Raw genomic sequence first — 23,079 nt, forward strand, 5'->3', positions numbered from 1 at the left:
TTGTGTAAATTCGTATTTTTCACATCCTACACGTTTCAAACTGAATAGAGCCTGAACAATTTTGGACTTTATTGTGACAAAAAAATAAAAATTCATTTAGTTAAAACATTGCCGGTACAGTAAAATAAAATCATGACAAAATTTTGATTTCAATTAATGTAATATTCTTAAGGTTAATTCAGCAGCTTGTATTGAGAGCAGAAGATTTTTTACTATTGGTTATAAATTCTTTATTGATGAGTACTTTTTTATTAATTGATACAATATGAATTAAACAATAGGTGTATGAATAAAAGTTATCGTTTTTTATTATAGGCTTATGGTGCTAAGATAAAATCTTATTTGTGTGATAGAATACAGTCCTGTTTGGCTACTCTCTTGTGAGGTTAAATATTGAGTTCGATATCAGATTATAACTGTATAAGATAATATATTGCGGGAACTTTTTTTGATATATGGGAAACATTCTCTTTAATTTTTTTGTGCTCATTTAGGTTTTAGAAGTGTTTTTGGCATGTTTTGATAGTTTTAGGGATTTTTTTATAACGTGGTTTAACAAGAAAAATTGCTAAAGGGGGAACATCAATAATAGCGCGTAAGCCCCCTAGAGGGCTATCATCCAATTGAATATTGCCTCCATGGCTACGTGCTATATCTTGAGCAATAGAAAGGCCGAGTCCTGCTCTACTCGCATCTTGATTTTGTGTTTTATCAAGTTTAAAGAATGGCTTAAAGACTTCTGTGCGCATATTTTTATGAATCCCAGGTCCATTATCATCAATAGTTATGATGAAAGATTCTTGTTGGGATATGGCTGTTAGTTTGACAGTATTAGCATGACAAAATGCTTTTGATACAAGATTGCTGATGAGACGCGTGAAGGCATGGGGGCGTACTTGTATTTGTGTAGGGCTTTCAATGGTGTAGGAAAATTGACGTTTGTGAAGATGCGCATCGGTAGAGAATTTTTGCATAAGAGCATTTAAATCAAAAGTTTTAATACACTCACTTCCTTCACTACGGGCAAAAGCAAGGTAATTTTCTAACATATTTTGCATGTCGCTCACATCTTGCTCAAGCGGCTTAATATCAAAGTCAGTATTTGCTAACGCTAGTTGAAGTTTAAAACGGGTGAGAATGGTTCTTAAATCATGGCTTACACCCGAAAGCATCATGGTGCGTTGTTCGATATAGTTAGAAGAGGGTGAGTGTGTGTATTTTGCTAGACATGAGTTTAGGGTTTTGCATACACTAGGGCATTCCCTTGGTCATGTTATTTATTTCAATGAAGAAGAGCGCTTAGCCCTCTTGGGTGATGTTCTTTTTCGTGGTTCTATTGGACGTACGGACTTCCCCTTCTGTTCCTATGAAAAATTGATACAATCTCTTCGAGAAAAAGTTTTACCCTTAGGCGATGATGTTTATTTTATTTGTGGGTATGGCCCTAAAAGTAGCATAGGCTATGGGCGCCAAAATAATCCTTTTCTTCAAGATTTTAATATATGAGCAAACAAAAAAACGCTTTGAAGCGTTTTTTTGTGCCATTTAAGACTTTTTAGTAGGGCGGAACAGAAGTTAATTTATTGGGGCATAACAAACGTGTTCCAAACCATTACGGTCTCGGAAAGTTCCTGTTTTAGGGTTGAAAGAACGGTATTTTTTCTTACAATAGTTAAGCCAATCAGATTCCCATGATTGTTGTACTGGCTCATATTTCACCATTTGCGGAGCTTCATAAATTATCTGTTCTTGTGGAACCTGTTGATATACAATTTGATTTTGTGGTACTATTTGATAAACAACTTGTGGCTGTTCTGGTTTTTTTAAAACTGTACCAAGAATCGTACCTGTTGCAAGACCAAGAATACCCATTACTACAGCATCTCCTGAGTTTTCTATATGAACATTACGGTGTTTTGTTTTTTTGCGCTCGACGTAATGATACGTTTTGTTTTCAATATAATGATAATGGTGGTGGTGGTGGTGATGGTGTTGTTGTTCCGTCTTACTATGTTTGGCTACAAACCTTTCATGTTCGGCTTTAAATCTTCTTTTGCCGTCTTCAAAACTCTTGTGGAAATCATCAACAAACTTTTGGAAATCATCAGAAAAAAAGCCACGTTTTCTATCAGAACAATGGGAGCGAGAAAAACCGCAAGGCGGGATATCAGCTTTCTTCCTTATTTCCCTTATCGCATCATCTGTTTCTTTACGCATCTTCCTCATCATATCATCTATTTCTCTCGAGATAGAGTCACTACGATTCCATGCCATATTCGCAAGCGTTGCATTTAGCGGCATCAAAACGGTCACAGTTGACATTGCTGATAATACCGCTAACCTGATCACTTTTTTCATAATGATGCTCCTTGTGTAAATTCGTATTTTTCACATCCTACACGTTTCAAACTGAATAGAGCCTGAACAATTTTGGACTTTATTGTGACAAAAAAATAAAAATTCATTTAGTTAAATCTACCACGGAGACAGTACAATAAAATCATAACAGAATTTTGATTTCAATTAATGTACTCTGCTTGAGGTTAATTAATAAATTTGTATTGAGAGTACCAGATTTTTTACTATGGGATATAAAATCTTTATTTATTGGTACTTTTTTATTGTTTGGTACAATATGAATTGAACAATAGGTGTATGAATACAAAGTTATCATTTTTTATCATAGTCTTATGGTTCTATGAGAAAGTCTTATTTTACTTTATTTGTGTTATAGAACAGTGACCTATTTGAATATTTTTTTGTAAGGATCGATAATATTGAGTTAAATATCAGAGTATAACTGTATAAAATAATATATTTTGGAATTTTTTGTAAAATGTTCTTTCTTATGTTGTTTTAGACAAATTGGAGCACCCTTGATGTTGGAGGTTGTCTATTTTTCGGACAATGCTGTTTGCTTTTGAACCTTAGTCTTTTTTAGAAGAGCTGAAGATTATTTTATGCGGTTTGAAATTTCTTACTCCTTCATTGATTGCGTTTTTTTCGTTTTATTGTTGCTTGATTAGGGGTGTTTTTACGAGATTTTCCTTTTTGATTTTCCAAAATACCAGTGTCCATGGTTGGTCCCATGTGTGCAAGGTCTGGTTTGGAGAAAAGACTTTGTTGTAACACGGGCTCATGGGTGGATTGTTCGCTATGATGTGTTAAGGGATTTTCTGCGAGTTCTAGTTCTATCTTTTGTAATTGTTTGATTTCATCGCGAAGTCGCGCTGCTTCTTCAAAATTAAGATCAGCAGCTGCTTCATGCATTAATTTTTCAAGGTGTTTAATATGAGATGCTAAATTGTTGCCAACTATATTTTTTTTCTCGATAACATCAGGGATATTTGTACGAACATGGTTGTTTTCATCGCCTAAATTGAGAATATCTCCGATATTTTTTTTGATACTTTTCGGTGTGATATGGTGTTCTTCATTATAGGCTATTTGTTTTTGTCGACGTCTTTGTGTCTCCTGTAAGGCTCGTTCTATGGAACCAGTGATCGTATCTGCATAGAGGATAACACGGCCATCTACGTTACGTGCAGCACGTCCGATTGTTTGTATGAGGGAAGTTTCAGAGCGCAAAAAGCCCTCTTTATCGGCATCTAGAATGGCAACAAAACCACATTCTGGAATATCTAAGCCTTCTCGGAGCAAGTTGATACCGATGAGGACATCAAAGGTGCCAAGCCGAAGATCGCGTAGAATTTCAATGCGTTCTAATGTATCAATGTCAGAATGCATGTAGCGTACACGAATGTCTTGTTCGTGGAGATATTCAGTTAAGTCCTCAGCCATACGCTTTGTGAGAACTGTCACCAATGTACGGTAGCCTTTTTGAATTGTTTTACGAATTTCATTCACAACATCATCGACTTGATTTTTGGCTGGACGAACCTCTGTTGGTGGGTCAACAAGCCCTGTTGGGCGAATAACTTGTTCCGCAAAAGTGCCGTGAGATTGTTCTATTTCCCAGCGTCCAGGTGTTGCGGAGACAGCAATCGTTTGTGGGCGCATAGCATCCCATTCTTCAAAGCGCAAAGGACGGTTATCCATACAAGAAGGGAGGCGAAAACCATATTCTGCTAGTGTTGCTTTTCTACGAAAGTCACCTCGGTACATGCCCCCAATTTGGGGAATGGTTACGTGGCTTTCATCGATAAAAACAAGAGCATTATTTGGAATGTATTCGAACAAGGTTGGTGGTGGTTCTCCGGGTTTTCGTCCTGTTAAATAACGTGAATAATTTTCTATTCCGGCGCATGAGCCGGTGGTTTCTAACATTTCTAAATCAAAAATTGTACGTTGTTCTAAACGTTGTGCTTCTAAAAGACGTCCAGCTGCGTTCAACTCATCGAGGCGTTGAACGAGTTCCATTTTGATGGCTTTCATTGCTTGATTGAGTGTTGGTCGCGGTATTACATAGTGTGAATTGGCATAAATTTTAATCGATTGAAGATCGCCTGTTTTTTGTCCGGTGAGAGGATCGAATTCCGTAATTGTTTCCACTTCATCGCCAAAGAGCGAAATACGCCAAGCACGATCTTCGAGGTGGGCAGGGAAAATTTCGATTGTATCCCCTCGTACACGAAAGGAACCACGAATGAAATTGATATCTTGTCGATAATACTGTTGAGAGACTAAATCAGCCAAGAGTGTTCGTTGATTGAGTTTGTCCCCTTTTGCTATTTGGAAGGTCATGGCCGTATAGGTTTCTACGGAACCAATTCCGTAGATGCAGGAGACAGAGGCGACGATAATAACGTCATCACGCTCTAAGACGGCGCGTGTTGCAGCATGACGCATCCGGTCGATTTGTTCATTAATTGAGGATTCTTTTTCAATATAGGTATCAGAGCGTGCAACGTAGGCTTCTGGCTGATAATAGTCATAATAGGAAACAAAATATTCGACGGCATTATGGGGAAAAAAACTTTTAAATTCACCGTAAAGCTGCGCTGCTAGAGTTTTATTTGGTGCTAAGATTAAAGCTGGACGCTGTGTTTTTTCAATGATATTGGCCATTGTATAGGTTTTTCCTGAGCCGGTAACACCTAAAAGCACTTGTGTACGTTCATCTTTTTGAATTCCCTCAACCAGAGTTTTTATGGCTTGAGGTTGATCTCCCGCGGGTTTAAAAGATGTTTCGAGTTGAAATGGAATACCACCTTCAGACTTTTCAGGACGAACAGGGCGGTGAGGTGTCCATAACGCGCCATTCTTAAAAAGAGGATTACCTGAAGCAATGAGAGCAGAAAGAGCTTCTACTGTTGCAGTAACACCATTTTTCATTGTTGTATCCTTTGATAGAAAAGTGTTGGTGATTTTAAAGAAAATACTAATTTTACAAATTTATTACGACAACAGCAAAACGTTATTGAACAGATTTATTTTGGTTTATTAGAGCTTTCATTAGGATATTGATCAAGTTTTTCATGAGAAGAGTTCTTTGAAGTATTTCTTTGGAGGGGGTATATTTGTGGTTGTTCGTGGACACTATTGCATTTTTGCCATGATGATATTCAAGAGGGCATAAGTTATTATGGCTGTTATGGAGAATAATCGGTATGTTTGGGCACTAAAGACATTGTATATGTGTGATAAAGATCGTTTCCATCTTTAAATGAAAGATAACGAGATGACACCCAACCTATTTGAGTGTTATATCGGATATGGCACCAATTTCCTTCACAGTTTTTAACAAAAACCAATTCTCCAGCAGAGATTAAGCCGCAAAGCGCATACTGAGTGCTGGGACCTGTTCTAAAATTAAGATTTCTCGTAACAAAAGCATCTGCTGCCTCTGATATTGTTGTGGCTAAAAAGAAAGAGCCAAACATAAAAAAAATGACGATTTTTTTCATTTTTCTGTAAAGAATTTCTTTAGAGATTTTCTATCCTTCTCTCTTCATATCCCATATGATTTCTTTTACTAGATTATGATAAAACAGAAAAAAATACAATTCTTTCTTCTTTAGGACACTTTTAAAGAGAAGAGTGAAGTTTAACGTTTTAAACACCAAAATGAGATGTTTTAATCACTATTTGTGCATGTTTTGTTTCCTTTATTTATTTTTGTATGGAAAACAGCGATACTGTACTATATAATAAAAAAGATCGTAGTTTTCGGATTCCAAAAGTAATTTTGGAAGCCGTTTTTTGTATTTTTATTAAACCTTCCGTGTAATAGAAAGGGACGGATTATGGAAAAAGTTCCGATGACTACAGCTGGTTTTGAGAGTCTTAAAGAAGAGTTGCGTTGGCGTCAACAACAGGAGCGTCCGCGAATTATTGAAGCAATTTCTGAAGCGCGTGCGCATGGTGATTTATCCGAAAATGCTGAGTATCACGCAGCTAAAGAAGCGCAAAGTCATAATGAGGGGCGTATAAATGAGCTTGAAGATTATATCGCGCGAGCAGAAGTTATAGATGTCTCGCGTCTTTCAGGTGACAAAATAAAATTTGGCGCAACCATTAAACTCTTGGATGAGGACACTGAAGAAAAAAAAGTGTATCAGATCGTAGGAGATCAAGAAGCTGATGTAAAGGTTGGTAAAATCTCTATTTCTTCGCCTATCGCACGTGCACTTATTGGCAAGCAAGAAGGTGATGTGATTGAGGTGAATGCACCAGGTGGTGCGCATAATTATGAGATCATTAAGGTTCAGTACATCTAAATAACATATGGATTATTATGCGTGTATCTTTGGACGAAACTGAGGTTATTGCGCCTCACTTTAAAAGGCGTTTGTCGGGAGTAACATCTACGATTATTCAGCTTATTCCAATGCAACGCGAACAGGGTATGCGTATATCCACTTTGGGGTTTGGTTTACCACAAACTTTACCGGCTCTTGCCTTTAGGGACCTTTTCGGACTTTGGAAAAGTCCGAAAGGGAAGCCATTTCGTATTTGGCATGCACGACGCAATATTGAGATGCTTTGTGGGATCTTTTTACGCGATGTTTTGCGAATGAAGCTTAAACTCATCTTTACTTCGGCTTCACAACGTCATCATAAGCCTTTTACCAAATGGTTGATTCGCTGTATGGATAGGGTTATAGCTACCAGTACACGTACGGGCGCTTATCTAGAAGTGCCTCATAAGGTTATTATGCATGGGGTGGATGTGAGGCGTTTTACTCCACCACAGACTTTTGATGATTGCTTTTCTTCGACAGGATTTCCAGGAAAATATGCGGTAGGATGTTTTGGGCGTCTGCGCTACTCAAAGGGAACAGATTTATTTGTTGATGCCATGATAGCATTATTGCCTGATTACCCCGAATGGACAGCACTTATCGCTGGTCGTACGACAGAGCAATATTATCATTTTGAAAAAGAGTTACGCCAAAAGATTGCTAAAGCTGGTCTGGATGATCGCATTATTTTTCTTGGTGAGATTCTGGACATCCCTTTGTGGTATCGTCGTTTAACACTTTATGTTGCACCTTCTCGTACAGAAGGTTTCGGTTTAACGCCATTAGAAGCAATGGCATCACAGGTTGCGGTTGTAACGAGTGATGCTGGAGCTTATAAAGAATTGGTTGTAGAAGCGACAGGAACAGTTGTAAAAGCAGGAGATGGTTCGGCTTTAACCGCAGCAATTGAACCTTATTTTTCTGATGTGGAAAAAACATTGGCAGCCGGAAAGAAAGCTTTAACCCATGTTCGTACTCACTTTCCTTTGGAAAAAGAGGCAAGCAAGATTGAAAGTGTTTACAAAGAACTGTTTGCGGAAAAAACACTTTGATATGATATCAAAAATCTTCTTGAGGGATGATAAAAAGTATTTTCCTTAAGGGTTTCTCATAGTCATCAAGAAAACAGCTCAATGATATAGCTGTTATTTTACAAAATTTATATTGTCTTTAGTAGAACGCTATAAGAAGTTCTCAAAATTTTGGATAAAAGATTAAAAATGTATACGCTTGAGAGCGATATGTAGTTTATGATAAAGCATACTAGGAGAGAGGAAAGCTACTTTTATTCATTGATGTTTTAGAATAAGAAGAAAATAATGCTTTAACTCAAGTCTGGGGATTTATGCACTATCTTATACGGTGTCGTACTGATATTGTTCGTTTTGTAAGACTTAAATAGATAGCAAAAAAACGTTTTCTTGTCTTAAAAAGATAATGATGCTATCTCCATGGATAAAATAGTCGTACATATTTTCAATAAATTCATGATAAGATGGATTTAAGATTAATATATATATGATTTTTATAGATAATTTACCTTTTCAATTTGAATAAGAGCTTTGAGTAGCGTAAGATTTTCTTATGTCAAATCTGTTGATATTAAATCAAGGAGAGCTATCCTCTAGCACATCACAATCGGAAGAAGGCATGTGGTGGATCAAAACTATTGAAGACAAGGTGTAAAGAGATTTCTTATAAATTGTCTGAAATGCAGGCTGTTACGACATTAACAGAAAAAAAATAATATGGTGGTACTAATTTATATCTTATTTTGTAGTACCGACTTGCACCTTATTATTATTTAAGTAAAAATGATGGTGCCCATTTTATATCTTTCATGAAGGCTGTCGTGGAATGGGGGTGATGAGTACTGTGAGATGTTTTTTTATAAGCTTGTGAGCTCGTAATATAATAGCATTTTTTTCTATAAGGAGGTAACTCTATTAAAGAGAAAAAACACTTTTATCAGCAAATATTCATATTTTTTGCATGAGAGATTATTCGTAAAAAAGAATGTTCTATGCGTCCACTTTATTTGATAAAGAAGATCAATAAAGTGAAGTTTTATATGTTATGGCTTTGAAAATATTGGTATTTGATTGTTTTTGTTAAATTATTTTTATATCATTGATATGATGATTTGTATGAAATTTTAGAAAATCTTCAGTGGATTGAGTAAGGGGTGAATATTATGATGCATACTGTTCACACCTTTTTATCTTGTAAATTTTTATCATGGTAGAATAAAATACTCTCTGCATTAGAATTGTTCACGCCAGAAAGCGGGAATAAAAAGGACGAATATTGTTATGATTTCAAGGCGTCCAGCTAACATTAGAAAACTTAAAATCCATAAAGCATGGTCGTTGATTGTAGAGAAATTACCAGTGGGGCCAATAATATCTCCAAAGCCTGGACCAACATTTGAAAGTGCGGTTAAGACCCCCGTAAAGGCAGAGGTAAAGTCAAGACCGGTTGTAAGCAAAAGTGCAGTGCCGATAACAAGGCAAAACATATAAAGACAGACAAAAAACAAAACGGCTTGAGCAACATCATTTGATATATTTGAGTGATCGTAGCGCGCTTTTACAACGACATTAGGAGAAAGAAGTTTTTCTATATTTGTTTGTGTAATACGCCAAAGAATAATGAGGCGATTGATTTTCATGCCACCAGAAGTAGAACCAGCACATCCGCCTGTAAAAGAAACAATGAAGAAAATTCCAAGCGCAAACGGTCCCCAAAGTTGATAATCTTCAGCGCTATAACCTGTGGTGCTAATAATGGATGAAAGGTGAAAAATGACATCAAGGAAAATCAAGTGGAACGCGCGATGATCATAAAACCGTAGCCATGCCGCTAAAGCAAAGCTGAAAAGGAGAACGATATGGAGAAAAACAATCACTTGTGGGTCAAGGAAGCGTTTGGAGTGTCCAGGAAGGACTAATTTAACATAAAGTACGAAGGGTAAAGCAGAAAGCAACATGAAGATTGTTGAAATAATTAAGATGGCTGGTTTATCAGAAAAATAGCCAAAAGAAGCATCATGCGTTGAAAAACCAGCTGTTGCTACTGTACTCATTGCATGGTTAATGGCATCAAATAAATTCATGCCTGCAGCAAAATAAGAAAGCATACAAGCCAATGTTAACCCAACATAAGCGATGATAATTCCGTTAGCAATTTGGTTGATGCGAGGCAATATTTTTTCAGATTTATCAGATGATTCCATATGAAAAAGTCGCACGCCACCCACACGCAGTGAAGGCAAAATTAAGAGGGCTAAACCGATAAAACCAATGCCCCCAATCCAGCATATAAGAGAACGCCATAATAAAATACTTCGCGATAAATTATCAAGATCAGAAAGGACTGTGGAGCCTGTTGTTGTAATTCCAGAAACAGATTCAAAAATGGCTCCTGCTAGAGAAATGGGAAGAGGAGAAAGATAAAGAGGTAAGGCACCTACGATGCTTCCTGTAAGCCAAAGACAAACAGTGAGCATAAAGCCAAGCCGTGCTGAAAAGCGACAAGTAGCTCCCTTAGTTGCTAAAAGAATCAGTGTTGCTAACATGGTGGTTATGGCACAAGAATAGAGAAAGCTTATCCAATTACGATTGTTGTCGTGCAAATCCACAAAAATTGGCAAAAGCATTGCTCCTCCCATGATTAAGGCAAAACGTGCACAGACATTGATAATAAATTGAAAAATGATCGTTCCCTATCTTTGTATCTCTTTTTATTATGGTTTTGTGCTCATAAGAAGTTACATTTTTCTCTTTATAGGATAAGGATTAATTCTTAACATTAGCGTGCCTTGATGAATTAGTAATCAGACCTTTTCATAAAACTTGAAAAGAAGTATACATAACATAATTAGGGCTCTTGAAAAATATTTTTTTAAAAGGCTGCATTCCGTTATCATTTATAGAATAATTAATTTATAATAAAGTGAAGGGGATTTAATGGTGCAATCGCATATTCGTCTGCTGATTATTGGCTCAGGTCCGGCTGGTTATACAGCGGCGATCTATGCAGCAAGAGCAATGCTTAAGCCGGTTTTGGTGACGGGCTTGCAGCAGGGTGGACAATTAACAATTACAACTGATGTTGAGAATTATCCAGGTTTTGCAGATCCCATTCAAGGACCATGGTTGATGGAACAAATGGCAAAACAAGCTGAGAATATGGGGACAAAAATTGTCTATGATACAATTATAAAGGCTGATTTGTTGAAGTATCCTTTTGTCTTATATGGGGATTCAGGAACACAATATTCTTGTGATGCACTGATTATTGCAACAGGAGCTCAAGCACGCTGGCTTGGTTTAGAAAGTGAACAGACCTTTATGGGCGGAGGTGTTTCCGCTTGTGCTACATGTGATGGCTTTTTTTATCGTGATAAGGACGTTATTGTCGTGGGAGGAGGAAATACGGCTGTTGAAGAAGCACTTTATTTATCGCATTTGGCTAAGAGTGTAAGCGTGGTTCACAGGCGGGGGCAGTTTCGGGCAGAAAAAATTTTGCAAGATAGGTTGCTGGCTTGTAATAATGTGCGTGTTTTTTGGGATCATGTGGTTGAAGAAATTCTGGGGCTGCCAGCTCAAGATTCAATGGGCGCTGTTGTAACAGGGGCACGTCTGAAAAATGTTAAGACAGGTCATGAGATGAAAGTGAATGCAGAGGGCATATTTATTGCCATTGGGCATGATCCTGCTGTTTCTCTGTTTGAAGGACAGCTGAAACAAAAACGAGGCGGCTATTTATGGACAGCACCGGACTCAACAGCAACAAGCATTGCTGGTGTTTTTGCTGCTGGGGATGTGACAGATGAAACATTCCGCCAAGCTGTAACAGCTGCGGGAAGAGGATGTATGGCAGCGTTGGAAGCAGAACGGTTTTTGGATATATCTAAGCGTTAGTAACTCATTGAGAAAATAGAGAATATAGAGGTAGAATTAATTGTGGCGCCACCGTTGGATTGGGATAAGTTAAGAGTTTTTCACGCTGCAGCAGAAGCGGGATCTTTTACGCATGCTGCTCAAAAACTTCATTTATCTCAATCAGCCGTTTCACGACAGGTTTCGGCTTTAGAACAAGAGGTTGGGGTATCCTTATTTCAACGTCATGCGCGTGGTTTGATTCTTACAGAACAGGGAGAAACTCTTTATCGTACAGCTCATGATGTTTTGATGAAGCTTGAAAGTGTGCGTTTGCAATTAAGTGAAAGCTATGCAAAACCAACGGGGCACTTGCGTGTGACCTCGACCTTTGGAATGGGGGCAGGGTGGATTGCAGAGCGTATGCCAGAATTTCTTAGTCTTTATCCTGATATGCAGGTTCAGCTTTTGCTTTCCGATGAAGAGCTTGATTTGACAATGTGTCATGCGGATTGTGCTGTTCGCTTACATCAACCCAAACAACCTGATCTTATACAAAGAAAACTCTTTACAATTCATATGCATGTTTATGCTTCGGAAAAGTATATTGCAAATTATGGAAAGCCGGAAAAATTATCTGATCTCGATGAGCATCGTATTATTTCGTTCGGTGAACCTGTTCCACCTTATTTGTCTGGTTTAAATTGGTTGGAAAAGGCTGGTAGAAGTGATGGATCATTGCGCGTTTCAGTTCTACAAATCAACAATATCATCTCAATAAAGAATGCGCTTATGCGTGATCTTGGGATTGCTGTGCTTCCTGATTATATCGTCAATAATGATGAGCATTTGGTGCGTCTTTTTCCTGATATGGTTGATATTCCTTCTTTTGATACTTTTTTTTGTTATCCTTATAATTTAAAGAATTTGGCAAGGTTAAATGCTTTTCGAGATTATATTTTTTTAAAAGCTCGTCAGTGGTCTTTTTAATATTAATGTCTTAATTTATAAGGAACAATTAGCTGTTTTGCAACTTGAGACTCCCGTAATATTCTTTCGTTTCAAATTTGCTCATATTGAATCAATTAAAATTATTCGTTGCACATTAAAAGTGGAGGGAGTCTGCGCGGGTAGATATTTTTGAAAAAAGGGATAAATGTTTTTTTACAAATGCTAGCAAACGTGAGAGCTATTATATAATGGACAATCGTGTGATGGTGTAGCTTACATTTTTATATTTAATTAAAGAGAGTGCTACATAATGGAGACAAATTTAAAGCTATGTGTTTATTGCATAGCAGATACGCTTAAGTCTTTATTGTGCTTTTTCTTATAAAATGACATAGAATGCTATCTCTTGATTATGTTGCCTCCCAGTGCGTTTTCTTGAGTGTTCCCTTACGAAGATCTATCAGATTGATTTTATCTCTGAAGATTTTCCAAATTTGCCGGACAATGTGTCCGGCTTTTTTTTTATTATTTTTGAAAGAGTCCTTAGAAATTGCAATATATGGGAAGATGATAAGGCAAAAATTTCGAAACTTGTGGATATCCAACAATTTTTTAAGAATACTAAAATTCAATGAGGAGTTTAAGAGAGATTTATCCTGTTATACCATAAAAGTCTGTCTTTTAGGGGTGTGATATAAAATATTTAAAACCTTATACATGAAGTGCTTTTTATTAGAGTGTGAGGTGAATATTTAAGGCAGGTCTTGTTCATAAAGCCTATGAAGTAAATCAAGTAGTTATTAGATAGAACTTAAAGGAAACTGGATTGCTTACACAACGATGGGAGGTGGCTTCTTCTTCATTTTAGGACGAAGAAGAAGCCGAGAAATAGAAGAGATTTTATTGTAAGGGCCTTTGATTATAAGGGCAATTGTGTTTAAAAGCGCTCGGTCTTTTTTAGAGTTATAAATTGAATGGAGAAAGCAGAATAGGTTTTTCATCTCTTATGATAATAGACCGATTCATTTATTTGATAGCTAGATTTTTTTGATCTTTATCTACAGCCTCTATTTTTGCTGAATCGATAGATTTAGACCATGACACAGTTTCCGATATTTTCTCGGATATACTGACATTCGGTAAAAACAATCACAAGAGATGATATTTAAAAATTTTAAATTAGACTGTTGCAAAAGCGCTGTATACGTATACAAGCTTCTTCAAGTAATTCTTCTGATGTTGCATAAGAAATACGAAAAGCTGATCCAAGTCCAAAAGCAGATCCTTGGACGACAGCAACAGCTTCTGTTTCTAGAAGCGCTATGGCGAAGTCCTCATCATTGGTAATACATTGGCCGTTAGGTGTTTTCTTTCCAATAATTCCGGAGCAAGAAGGATAAACATAAAAAGCACCCTCAGGCGTTGGACAGTGAATGCCAGGAGCTTGATTTAGCATGGAGACAACGAGATCACGGCGTGTTTGAAAAATACTTTTATTTTTAGCAATAAAGTCTTGTGGCCCGTTGAGTGCTTCAACCGCAGCCCATTGTGAAATGACACTTGTTCCAGATGTTTGCTGTCCTTGAATGGTATCCATGGCTTTAATTAATTCTTGTGGTCCGCCTGCATAGCCGATTCTCCATCCCGTCATCGCATAGGCTTTAGAAACACCATTCATTGTGAGTGTACGCTCATAAAGCGCTGGTTCTACTTGAGCTGGAGTAACAAAGGTAAAACCCTCATATGTGAGATGTTCATATATATCATCGGAAAGGATATAAACATGAGGATATTTTACTAAAACATCTGTGAGTTTTTTCAATTCATTATGTGTATAAGCAGCACCTGATGGATTTGAAGGAGAGTTAAAGATGAACCATTTGGTTTTGGGGGTAATGGCAGCTTCTAGCTCTTGGGGTTGGAGTTTATAAGAAAATTCGGCTTTCGTTTCTAAAAAGACAGGCTTACCATCGTTGAGTGCGACCATTTCTGGATAACTAACCCAATAAGGGGATGGAATGATGACCTCATCTCCTTTATTCAAAGTTGCCATGAATGCATTAAAGAGAATTTGTTTTCCACCGGTACCAACAATAATTTGTTCTGGTTGGTAAAGAAGGTTATTTTCTCTTTTAAACTTTGCAGAAATTGCTTGGCGCAATTCTGGAATTCCAGATATGGGAGGGTATTTTGTTTCTCCTCTTCGAATAGCTTCAATAGCCGCGTTTTTGATGTTGTCTGGGGTATCAAAGTCTGGCTCTCCAGCACTTAAAGCAATAACATTGCGCCCTAATGCTTTTAAATGGCGGGCCTTTTGAGAAGCAGCTATTGTTGCAGAAGGTTTGATAAGAGACAGTTTGTCGGCAATAAAAGCCATAATTTTAAATCCTTATATTATATCAACAAATGGTTATTGCTTTAAGGATATTCTATAAGAGATTATATTGTATGCAATAAAAAACTTCTAAAATACTCTTACACGGGCTTTATATTCTTCTTTTTTGAGATTTCACAAGATAATCTCTTTGTAGATTTTATGAAAGTTTTGAGGAAGTATAAGGGAGGTTTGATAAATTGTGCAAAGGAGATAAGCAGTCTTTTATGTTAACAAGGTAAAATGATGCTTTATACAAAATAAAAAAAATCTTCGTCATTACAGACGAAGATTTTTAAGTAAAATATTGCAGAATTTAAACTTTAAAGGGCTGCAAGGTTACCAGCGGCAAATTTTCCTGAACGACGATCTTGAAGAACATCATAAGAAATTTTTTGCCCTTCATTAAGACTGTTTAGACCAGAACGCTCGACAGCAGAAATGTGTACAAATACATCTGCACTACCATCACTAGGTTGAATGAATCCGAAACCTTTTGTTGTATTAAACCACTTAACTGTTCCTGTAGACATAGGAAACTCCTTAGAATATATAATTATATTGAGTATTGAAGCTTTCATTTCTTCAATACGGTTGTAGATCGAAATTAGGTGGGAGAAGTTTCGTCGAAAGTGCAGATTGCACAGGAAAGAAAGTCACGTAACCGAAAATTCGATGAAACCTCTATAAAAGTTTTTGGAACAAAAAGCAAGTCTTAATCAATTTTTATATAAAGAAAAAATAAGAAAACAGTGTACATTTTGTTAAGTAGAAAAATTCAACTGAAATAACTTTGTAGTGAACGTACTTCAAGGCGCCTTTTTTTGAGTGCTTTGATCGCTTCTACAACGGCTTCGGCTCCAGCTATTGTTGTATAATAGGGAACATTTTGCATGAGGGCTGCATAACGTAATGATTTTGAGTCTGAGATGGCACTGGCCGTGCTAGTTGTATTAAAAATCAATTGAATTTTGCGATTACGAATAGCGTCTTCAATATGGGGGTGTCCCTCTAGAACTTTGTTAATTTTTTTTGCTTCAACGTGGTGTTCGGTGAGAAATTTTTGTGTTCCACTTGTGGCGACAACAGAAAAGCCAAGCTCAGTTAAACGTTTTACAGGATTTAAGATGCGTTTTTTATCTTCATCTCTTACAGAAACGAACAAAGTTCCCTCTTTAGGGAGTTTTACACCAGCTCCAAGTTGGGCTTTAGCAAAAGCAAGCGAAAATTCATAGTCAAGTCCCATAACTTCACCGGTTGAGCGCATTTCTGGACCAAGAAGTGTATCAACACCTGAAAAACGAGCAAAAGGAAATACTGCTTCCTTGACGGCAATATGTTGTTTTTTTTGCAAAGAAGGTAATCCACCATAAGCCTGAAGAGCATCATGAAGCGTTTCTCCTGCCATAATACGTGCAGCCATTTTAGCAATAGGGCGACCAATCGTTTTTGCAACAAATGGGACAGTACGTGAAGCACGGGGATTAACTTCTAAGACATAAATGGTGTCATCTTTTATAGCATATTGTACATTCATTAAGCCGCGAACATGAAGTGCTTGTGCTAATGCTTTGGTTTGGCGCTCTAATTCAGTAACTATTTTATTTGAGAGCGTATGGACTGGTAGAGAACATGCTGAATCACCAGAGTGGATACCAGCTTCTTCAATATGTTCCATAATACCAACGATTAGTGTTTCGTTACCATCACATAGACAATCAACATCTACTTCAATTGCTTCTGTTAAATAGGTATCAAAGAGAAGCGGATTTTTACCAAGCAATATATTGATTTGTCCTGTTGTGTCGTTAGGATAACGGACTTTGATATCTTCTGAAATTAATTCAGGGACACTTTCAAGTAAATAATTTTGTAAGCTACGTTCATCACGAATAATTTGCATAGCACGTCCTCCTAAAACATAAGAGGGACGTACAACCAAAGGGAAGCCTAGTTCGTGGGCAATGAGGCGTGCTTGTTCAATGGAGTGGGCAATACCATTTTGAGGTTGTGTTAAATTAAGTTTAAATAACAGTTTTTGAAAGCGGTCTCTATCTTCTGCTAAGTCGATAGCGTCAGGTGAAGTACCTAGGATGGGGATATTGTGTTTTTCTAGAGCGCTTGCCAATTTCAAGGGTGTTTGTCCGCCAAATTGGACGATGACTCCAACCAAATCTCCTTTTTCCTGTTCTGCTTCTAAAATAGCGATAACGTCTTCTGTTGTTAAAGATTCAAAGTAAAGGCGATCAGAGGTATCATAGTCGGTTGAAACTGTTTCAGGATTACAGTTAATCATAATCGCTTCAAATCCTGCATCACGCAGTGCAAAAGCAGCGTGGCAGCAACAGTAATCAAATTCAATACCTTGCCCAATGCGGTTTGGTCCACCGCCTAAAATAGCAATTTTTTTGCGTTCAGAAACGTGTGCTTCCGAGTGCTCTACACCTGCAAAGGGAACTTCATATGTTGAATACATATAGGCTGTAGGAGAAGAAAATTCAGCGGCACAAGTATCAATCCGTTTGAAGACGTGTTTAACATTCAGTGATTTACGTAAAGCTGCGATATAATCGGGTTCTTTCCCTGTAAGGGAGGCTAATCGCGCATCTGAAAAGCCCATAGCTTTTAACATACGTAAATTATCTGCATCTTGGGGTAATCCATGAATGCGGATACGCTGCTCCATTTCAATGATGGAGGCTATTTGTTCTAAAAACCACGGATCAATTTTGCTAATTTGGTGAATCTCATTTAAGGGTAAGCCTGTGCGCATGGCTTGAGCAATATAGCGTAGACGATCAGGGCTTGGTATGGCAATGGCTGAGCGTATAGAACTTTTTTCATCACCTTCAGCATGCTCTGGAATCACAATTTCATCAAGACCCGTAAGCCCTGTTTCAAGTCCACGGAGTGCTTTTTGTAACGATTCTTGAAAAGTGCGTCCAATTGCCATGACTTCTCCTACAGATTTCATCGCAGTTGTGAGGACAGGTGATGAACCGGGAAATTTTTCGAACGCAAAACGAGGAATTTTTGTCACAATATAGTCAATAGAAGGTTCAAATGATGCTGGTGTTGCACCACCCGTGATATCATTTTTTAATTCATCAAGTGTATAACCAACAGCCAGTTTAGCCGCTACTTTGGCAATGGGAAACCCCGTTGCTTTTGAGGCAAGCGCTGAAGAGCGAGAAACACGCGGATTCATTTCAATAACAATGAGGCGCCCATTTTCAGGATTGACAGCAAACTGTACATTGGATCCCCCCGTTTCAACACCAATTTCGCGCAAAACAGCAATCGAAGCATTACGCATACATTGATATTCTTTATCGGTTAAGGTGAGAGCAGGTGCTACAGTGATCGAATCACCGGTATGAATCCCCATTGGATCAATGTTTTCAATAGAACAAACGATGATACAGTTGTCGTTCTTATCACGAACAACTTCCATCTCATATTCTTTCCACCCTAAAACACTTTCTTCAATTAATACTTCTGTTGTTGGTGAAGCTTCAAGCCCACGTTCAATAATTTCATAGAATTCAGAGCGGTTATAAGCGATTCCACCACCAGTTCCACCAAGGGTGAATGAAGGACGAATAATAGCTGGAAGCCCAACAACATCAAGAGCTTGAACTGCTTTTGCTGTTGCATGAGCGATATAATGTTGTTTGCGATCAGCTTCGGTATGTCGCCAGTTGCGCTCAAGTTCTTCGAGTGCTTTGTCAAGCGCAGCACCAGAAAGCTTTGCTTTAAGTTCAGCACACGTTTTTGCGTGTTGTTGGCGATTTTCTTCTTTCAGTTCTGTTGCATTGGCTAACATAGAGCGTGGCGTTTTCAAACCGATTTTTGCCATCGCTTGGCGGAATAAAGCACGATCTTCAGCTTTATCAATAGCATCAGCATTGGCTCCTATCATTTCAACATGGTAGCGGTCTAAAATACCCATACGCTTTAATGATAAAGCAGTATTGAGGGCTGTTTGTCCTCCCATAGTGGGCAAAAGGGCATCGGGACGCTCGTGAGCAATAATTTTGGCAACTATTTCAGGAGTAATGGGCTCTATATAAGTTGCATCAGCTAGATCTGGATCTGTCATAATCGTGGCAGGATTAGAATTTACCAAAATAATTCGGTAACCTTCTTCTTTTAATGCTTTACAGGCTTGAGTGCCTGAATAATCAAATTCACATGCCTGACCAATGATAATAGGTCCTGCTCCGATGATAAGAATAGATTTTATATCTGTGCGTTTGGGCATGACTTTTTCCTATGACAAATATCTGTGTGCGATTGTTGCGGGCAAAATATTTTAGTTCTGAGGCTACCGTCATTTTATAAGTTAAGTGACAAAGAAAGTAAGCATTAAAATACCTTTTCCATGCTTTTTTTCATAAAATTGAAGATAAATTTCTTTTTTGAGTTGAGTCATCTCGTCAGTTTATCAAAAGTATGACCTTTGATAAAAAATAATAACAGTGCTCCAACAAATTAGAATATTCAAGCATACTGTGGAGCATAAAAAGCCGGAACATCTTTCCAATCCATTGCCGGCATACTTTCTTTGTGTTTTATGACGTTTTTTGCTTAAGAGAGCACGCGCTTTTTCTGTTGCTTGTAAAACATAAGCTATTATTTATGGTTCGATGGGATTTCGTAAAATAAAATGGGAAGCTTATCGTGTTGTTCCGTAAAATACTGCCGTTTAGAGTTGTGATATAAGGTATGAAAATTTACCACATTAAGGTGTTTTTGTTAGAGTGTATGATAGAATTCAGAGCAGGATTTGTCTGTAGAGAGCTTATGAAATAAACCATATCAAATGGGTTCAGTTGGAATCTGTTATATAAAAAGCAAGATTGTTGATAGATCCGGTTCTGGTCGAAGTTTCCGTTTTAGGGTAGGAAGACAGTCAATCTATGTATCTTTCCATTTCATAAAAGGGTGAGAGTGTATTTTAATACAATGGCTAAGGATATAATTTCAGAATGATTTTGTTTGTTTTTAAAAGATAGTGAATACTCTCCCTTTACTTTATGGATGATGTTCAAAACTTTTTAAAATATAAAGAAGGCTAAAATGCTGAATATTTCCCAAACGAGAGTATTCTGTCTGAAAGATGTATCAATAGGAAAGCTTTTGGTGGCTAGGTCTCAAAAAGGGATTTGTCATATAGCGTTAGGAGACACTATAGAGCAATTATTACAGGAGTTTACGATACGCTTTGGTGATGCACAACAAGTTGTAGGTGACAATACATTTAAGAGAGAAGTTGCTCATATTATAGCCATGATAGAAACACCTAAGCTGGTAAAAAAATATAATTTTCCCTTAGATATAAATGGTACAGTTTTTCAACGACAAGTATGGGCAGTATTATGTGATATACCATGTGGTGAAACAATTTCATATGAGATCTTAGCGTGCCGTATTGGTATGCAGAAAGCTTTTCGTGCCGTTGCTCATGCCTGTGCACGTAACGAATTGGCTATTATCATTCCGTGTCATCGTGTTGTGCGTAAAAATGGTTTTATTTCAGGGTATCGTTGGGGGGAAAAACGGAAACAGATTTTACTACAACGGGAACAAAATGGAAAAATTTAACTTTGTGTGATGGGCATTATAATCGTTACAGTTGTTCCTTTCATTTCTTTTGAAGTAATTTCAAGTTTTCCTTTGTGGAGTTCTAGCAAGGAGCGTGAAATGGCTAATCCAAGACCTGAGCCCGTATGAGATTTAGTGAGCTGATTTTCGACTTGTTCAAAAGGTTGCCCAAGTTTTTTAATTGCTGATTGGGGAATACCAACGCCTGTATCTGTAATTTTAAAAATAAGGTTATTTTTTTTCTTGAAAGCGCAGACGTCAATATTTCCGCCAGAAGGCGTAAATTTAACGGCATTAGAGATGAGATTAAGGAAAATCTGTTTCATTGCACGACCATCAACTTCAGCATGAAGTTCTGGGGTAATGTTTGTTGTAACAACAATATTTTTTTCTTGAGCTTGAGGTGTTAGTGTTCGTACTGCTTCACTAATGATGGGCTCAAGATCGGTATTTTTACAATCAAGCGTAAATCTTCCTGCTTCGATTTTTGACATATCAAGGATGTCATTGATAAGGGTTAGAAGATGGGTTCCTGAATTGTAAATATCATGCATATATTCCTTATAGCGTTGTGAACCAAGAGGACCAAAAGTCGATTGCAACATGATATCTGAAAAACCAAGAATAGCATTCAGAGGCGTGCGCAATTCATGAGACATATTGGCTAAAAATTCTGATTTAGCCTTATTAGCACTTTCGGCGCGTTCTTTTTCTGCTTTCAAACTTTTATTAAGTTTTTCAACTTCTGTTGCGCGTTGTTGAGCACTCCCTCGCGCGCGCTTGAGTTCTTGAATGAAAGAAAAAAGACGCCTTTCACTGTCTTCAAATTTTTCCTGTTGTTGTTTAAGCTCAGAAATGTCAGTACCAATACAAACCAATCCTCCATCTTGGGTTCGTCGTTCGTTAATTTTGAGCCAACAACCATCTGCCGTTTGGCGAATACTGGTTAAGTTACCAGTACCATCATCTTTAAGGGGATATTCACTGAGTGCAGGGCGTGCCATGGCTTCGACCGTTGCACGTTGGATACCTGATTGGAGAATTTGTTTAGGAATAGCGGCATATTCGCAAAATTTGCTGTTGGACATGACTAAACGTCCTTCAGCATCCCACAAGACGAAAGATTCTGAAATGTTTTCAATCGCATCACGGATACGAAGGTCGGCTTGCGCTGTTTGTTCAGCCAATTGTTGCTGTTCACTAATATCGAAGGAAATACCAACCAAATGGGGTTCTTCTTCTTCAGTAACTTCGGCACGAATGCGCATCCATACATAATGACCATCAGCATGACGCATAGGAACGTTAATATCGATATGCTTCTTTTTACCGCTCATTAATTCCTGAGCAAGATCAAAAAAATTCGCATCATTTGGATTGATAATGGCGCTAATTTGGGAAATTGAGAGCAGTGCATCTTGAGGGACATAGCCGAGCATTTCGTACATTGCTCGTGACCAGTAGACACGTCCACTTGCCATATTCCAATCCCATAGTCCACAGCGTCCACGCATCATTGCCATATCAATACGGTTTTGAATTTTTTCTGAAACAAGATCTGTTTTGCGTGCTCGTACAATTTGGTTGTAATAAGCATAAAGAAGAGCGAGGATAACGCCACTAGTTCCAATAAACATGGTTATATTTAACGAGAGAGCTTTCCGCCATTCCATGTAAATATGTTGCATTTTTTCACTGATGAATACCCCATATTGTCCATTTTCTGTTTGCTGAAAGGAAGCGAGAGCAGGAATATCTTTTCCTATTGTAATTTTCATGATTCCAGCATGTTTTCCTAGAGCTTGTAAAGCAATGCTTTCAGAGATAAAATCCTGTAAGGGTTTTCCTAAGACAATCTCGGAACTTGATGAAGCTAGGACATTGCCTTTTTGATCGACAATAGCAATAACAGCGCTGGTTTTTATAAGACCTTTGTTACGAAAATTAGTCAGGATATTTTGTAAATGATTATGAGAAAGAACAGCAGTTTTTCCTTGTCGAGTGGCTGCAAGTAAGTCACGGTCAATCGTATTGGTAATATGAGAAGCTAAGAGAGTGATGGTAGAATGCGTGTTTTTATCAATTGTGTTGCGCCAATCATAGATTGATAGGAAACGGATCGCTGCTAGCGTAACAAGAAATGCAAGAATTACAAATGGGAGTGAACGTCGCAGCCAAGGTTCAATAAAAAGAAGTTTTTGATAGGCAGGACCAGAAAACAGATTGGTACGCTCTGTCCGCTCCTTGCGACTTTGAGCGCTTGATTTTGAATCAGCATACACCTCCCTTGGCGCATTATATGCGTCCAATTTAGCCATCTCGCGTTCCTTTAATTCTGGAATAATGTGATTTAAAAACTGCTTCGATATTCATAGTAACCCCATCGAGTGCAATGAATCAAAACAGGAGTCTTCTGTCCAGTCTTTTTTTTAAAAAAATAATTTTACTTTTATAATTTTGGAATATGAAAAGAAAAAAGCACTTTAAACGTGACCTATAAACAGGCTTAGATTACCTGTTTATAGGTTTAATGATGATCGAATAGTTTATAGAATTTATT

The 23,079-nt window shown here is 37.6% G+C and carries 13 protein-coding genes and 2 pseudogenes; 6 read left to right on the forward strand and 9 right to left on the reverse strand.

Going from position 1 to position 23,079, the window contains the following annotated elements; all coding sequences use genetic code 11:
* Window positions 1-575: 575 nt before the first annotated feature.
* Window positions 576-1,190: pseudogene (locus ACFILN_RS01740) on the reverse strand (sensor histidine kinase); the annotation flags it as partial.
* Window positions 1,191-1,194: 4 nt separating this feature from the next.
* On the opposite strand from ACFILN_RS01740, the pseudogene ACFILN_RS01745 reads away from it, so the two are divergent.
* Window positions 1,195-1,506 (forward strand): annotated as a pseudogene (locus tag ACFILN_RS01745) (MBL fold metallo-hydrolase); the annotation flags it as partial.
* Between the two features lie 69 nt (window positions 1,507-1,575).
* Here ACFILN_RS01745 and ACFILN_RS01750 read toward each other — a convergent pair.
* The 3 genes from ACFILN_RS01750 to ACFILN_RS01760 form a co-directional block, all read right to left on the reverse strand.
* Window positions 1,576-2,358, reverse strand: a complete 783-nt coding sequence (locus ACFILN_RS01750; protein WP_273791223.1) for a BA14K family protein — start codon at window positions 2,356-2,358, stop codon at window positions 1,576-1,578.
* Between the two features lie 627 nt (window positions 2,359-2,985).
* Window positions 2,986-5,295 (reverse strand): excinuclease ABC subunit UvrB, encoded by a 2,310-nt coding sequence (uvrB, locus tag ACFILN_RS01755; protein ID WP_273791222.1) that lies wholly within the window; start codon window positions 5,293-5,295, stop codon window positions 2,986-2,988.
* 257 nt (window positions 5,296-5,552) lie between these two features.
* A complete protein-coding gene (locus tag ACFILN_RS01760; protein WP_375630822.1) occupies window positions 5,553-5,867 on the reverse strand; it encodes an SH3 domain-containing protein in 315 nt (104 codons plus the stop codon).
* 339 nt (window positions 5,868-6,206) lie between these two features.
* Between ACFILN_RS01760 and greA the strand changes: the two genes are divergently transcribed.
* Window positions 6,207-6,680: a transcription elongation factor GreA gene (gene greA / locus ACFILN_RS01765; RefSeq protein ID WP_007347010.1), complete on the forward strand. Its 474-nt coding sequence runs from the start codon at window positions 6,207-6,209 to the stop codon at window positions 6,678-6,680.
* Window positions 6,681-6,697: 17 nt separating this feature from the next.
* Window positions 6,698-7,756: a glycosyltransferase family 4 protein gene (locus ACFILN_RS01770; protein WP_273791220.1), complete on the forward strand. Its 1,059-nt coding sequence runs from the start codon at window positions 6,698-6,700 to the stop codon at window positions 7,754-7,756.
* A 1,211-nt stretch (window positions 7,757-8,967) separates the two neighbouring features.
* Here ACFILN_RS01770 and ACFILN_RS01775 read toward each other — a convergent pair.
* The gene (locus tag ACFILN_RS01775; protein ID WP_273791219.1) at window positions 8,968-10,362 is read right to left on the reverse strand and encodes a TrkH family potassium uptake protein; all 1,395 of its coding nucleotides are present in this window, start codon (window positions 10,360-10,362) and stop codon (window positions 8,968-8,970) included.
* A gap of 310 nt (window positions 10,363-10,672) precedes the next feature.
* On the opposite strand from ACFILN_RS01775, the gene trxB reads away from it, so the two are divergent.
* Together trxB and ACFILN_RS01785 are read left to right on the forward strand one after the other, a co-directional pair.
* Window positions 10,673-11,629 carry a thioredoxin-disulfide reductase gene (gene trxB, locus ACFILN_RS01780; protein ID WP_375643115.1) on the forward strand — a complete coding sequence of 319 codons (957 nt, stop codon included), beginning with the start codon at window positions 10,673-10,675 and terminating at the stop codon, window positions 11,627-11,629.
* 42 nt (window positions 11,630-11,671) lie between these two features.
* A complete protein-coding gene (locus ACFILN_RS01785) occupies window positions 11,672-12,577 on the forward strand; it encodes a LysR family transcriptional regulator (RefSeq protein WP_273791217.1) in 906 nt (301 codons plus the stop codon).
* A gap of 1,135 nt (window positions 12,578-13,712) precedes the next feature.
* Here the strand turns inward: ACFILN_RS01785 and ACFILN_RS01790 are convergent.
* From ACFILN_RS01790 to carB, 3 genes are all read right to left on the reverse strand, one after another.
* On the reverse strand, window positions 13,713-14,915 hold the full coding sequence (locus ACFILN_RS01790) for a pyridoxal phosphate-dependent aminotransferase (protein WP_375670734.1): 1,203 nt from the start codon (window positions 14,913-14,915) through the stop codon (window positions 13,713-13,715).
* 320 nt (window positions 14,916-15,235) lie between these two features.
* Window positions 15,236-15,445, reverse strand: a complete 210-nt coding sequence (locus tag ACFILN_RS01795; RefSeq protein WP_012754908.1) for a cold-shock protein — start codon at window positions 15,443-15,445, stop codon at window positions 15,236-15,238.
* Window positions 15,446-15,690: 245 nt separating this feature from the next.
* On the reverse strand, window positions 15,691-19,176 hold the full coding sequence (carB, locus tag ACFILN_RS01800; protein ID WP_375670736.1) for a carbamoyl-phosphate synthase large subunit: 3,486 nt from the start codon (window positions 19,174-19,176) through the stop codon (window positions 15,691-15,693).
* An 818-nt stretch (window positions 19,177-19,994) separates the two neighbouring features.
* Here carB and ACFILN_RS01805 point away from each other — a divergent pair.
* Window positions 19,995-20,519 (forward strand): methylated-DNA--[protein]-cysteine S-methyltransferase, encoded by a 525-nt coding sequence (locus ACFILN_RS01805; RefSeq protein WP_375670738.1) that lies wholly within the window; start codon window positions 19,995-19,997, stop codon window positions 20,517-20,519.
* On the opposite strand, the gene ACFILN_RS01810 is transcribed toward ACFILN_RS01805, so the two are convergent.
* Window positions 20,516-22,837: an ATP-binding protein gene (locus tag ACFILN_RS01810; RefSeq protein WP_375670740.1), complete on the reverse strand. Its 2,322-nt coding sequence runs from the start codon at window positions 22,835-22,837 to the stop codon at window positions 20,516-20,518. The two genes, ACFILN_RS01805 and ACFILN_RS01810, sit on opposite strands and share 4 nt — an antisense overlap.
* Between the last annotated feature and the right edge of the window lie 242 nt (window positions 22,838-23,079).

The organism is Bartonella sp. CL434QHHD (assembly GCF_042195145.1).
GTDB lineage: Bacteria > Pseudomonadota > Alphaproteobacteria > Rhizobiales > Rhizobiaceae > Bartonella.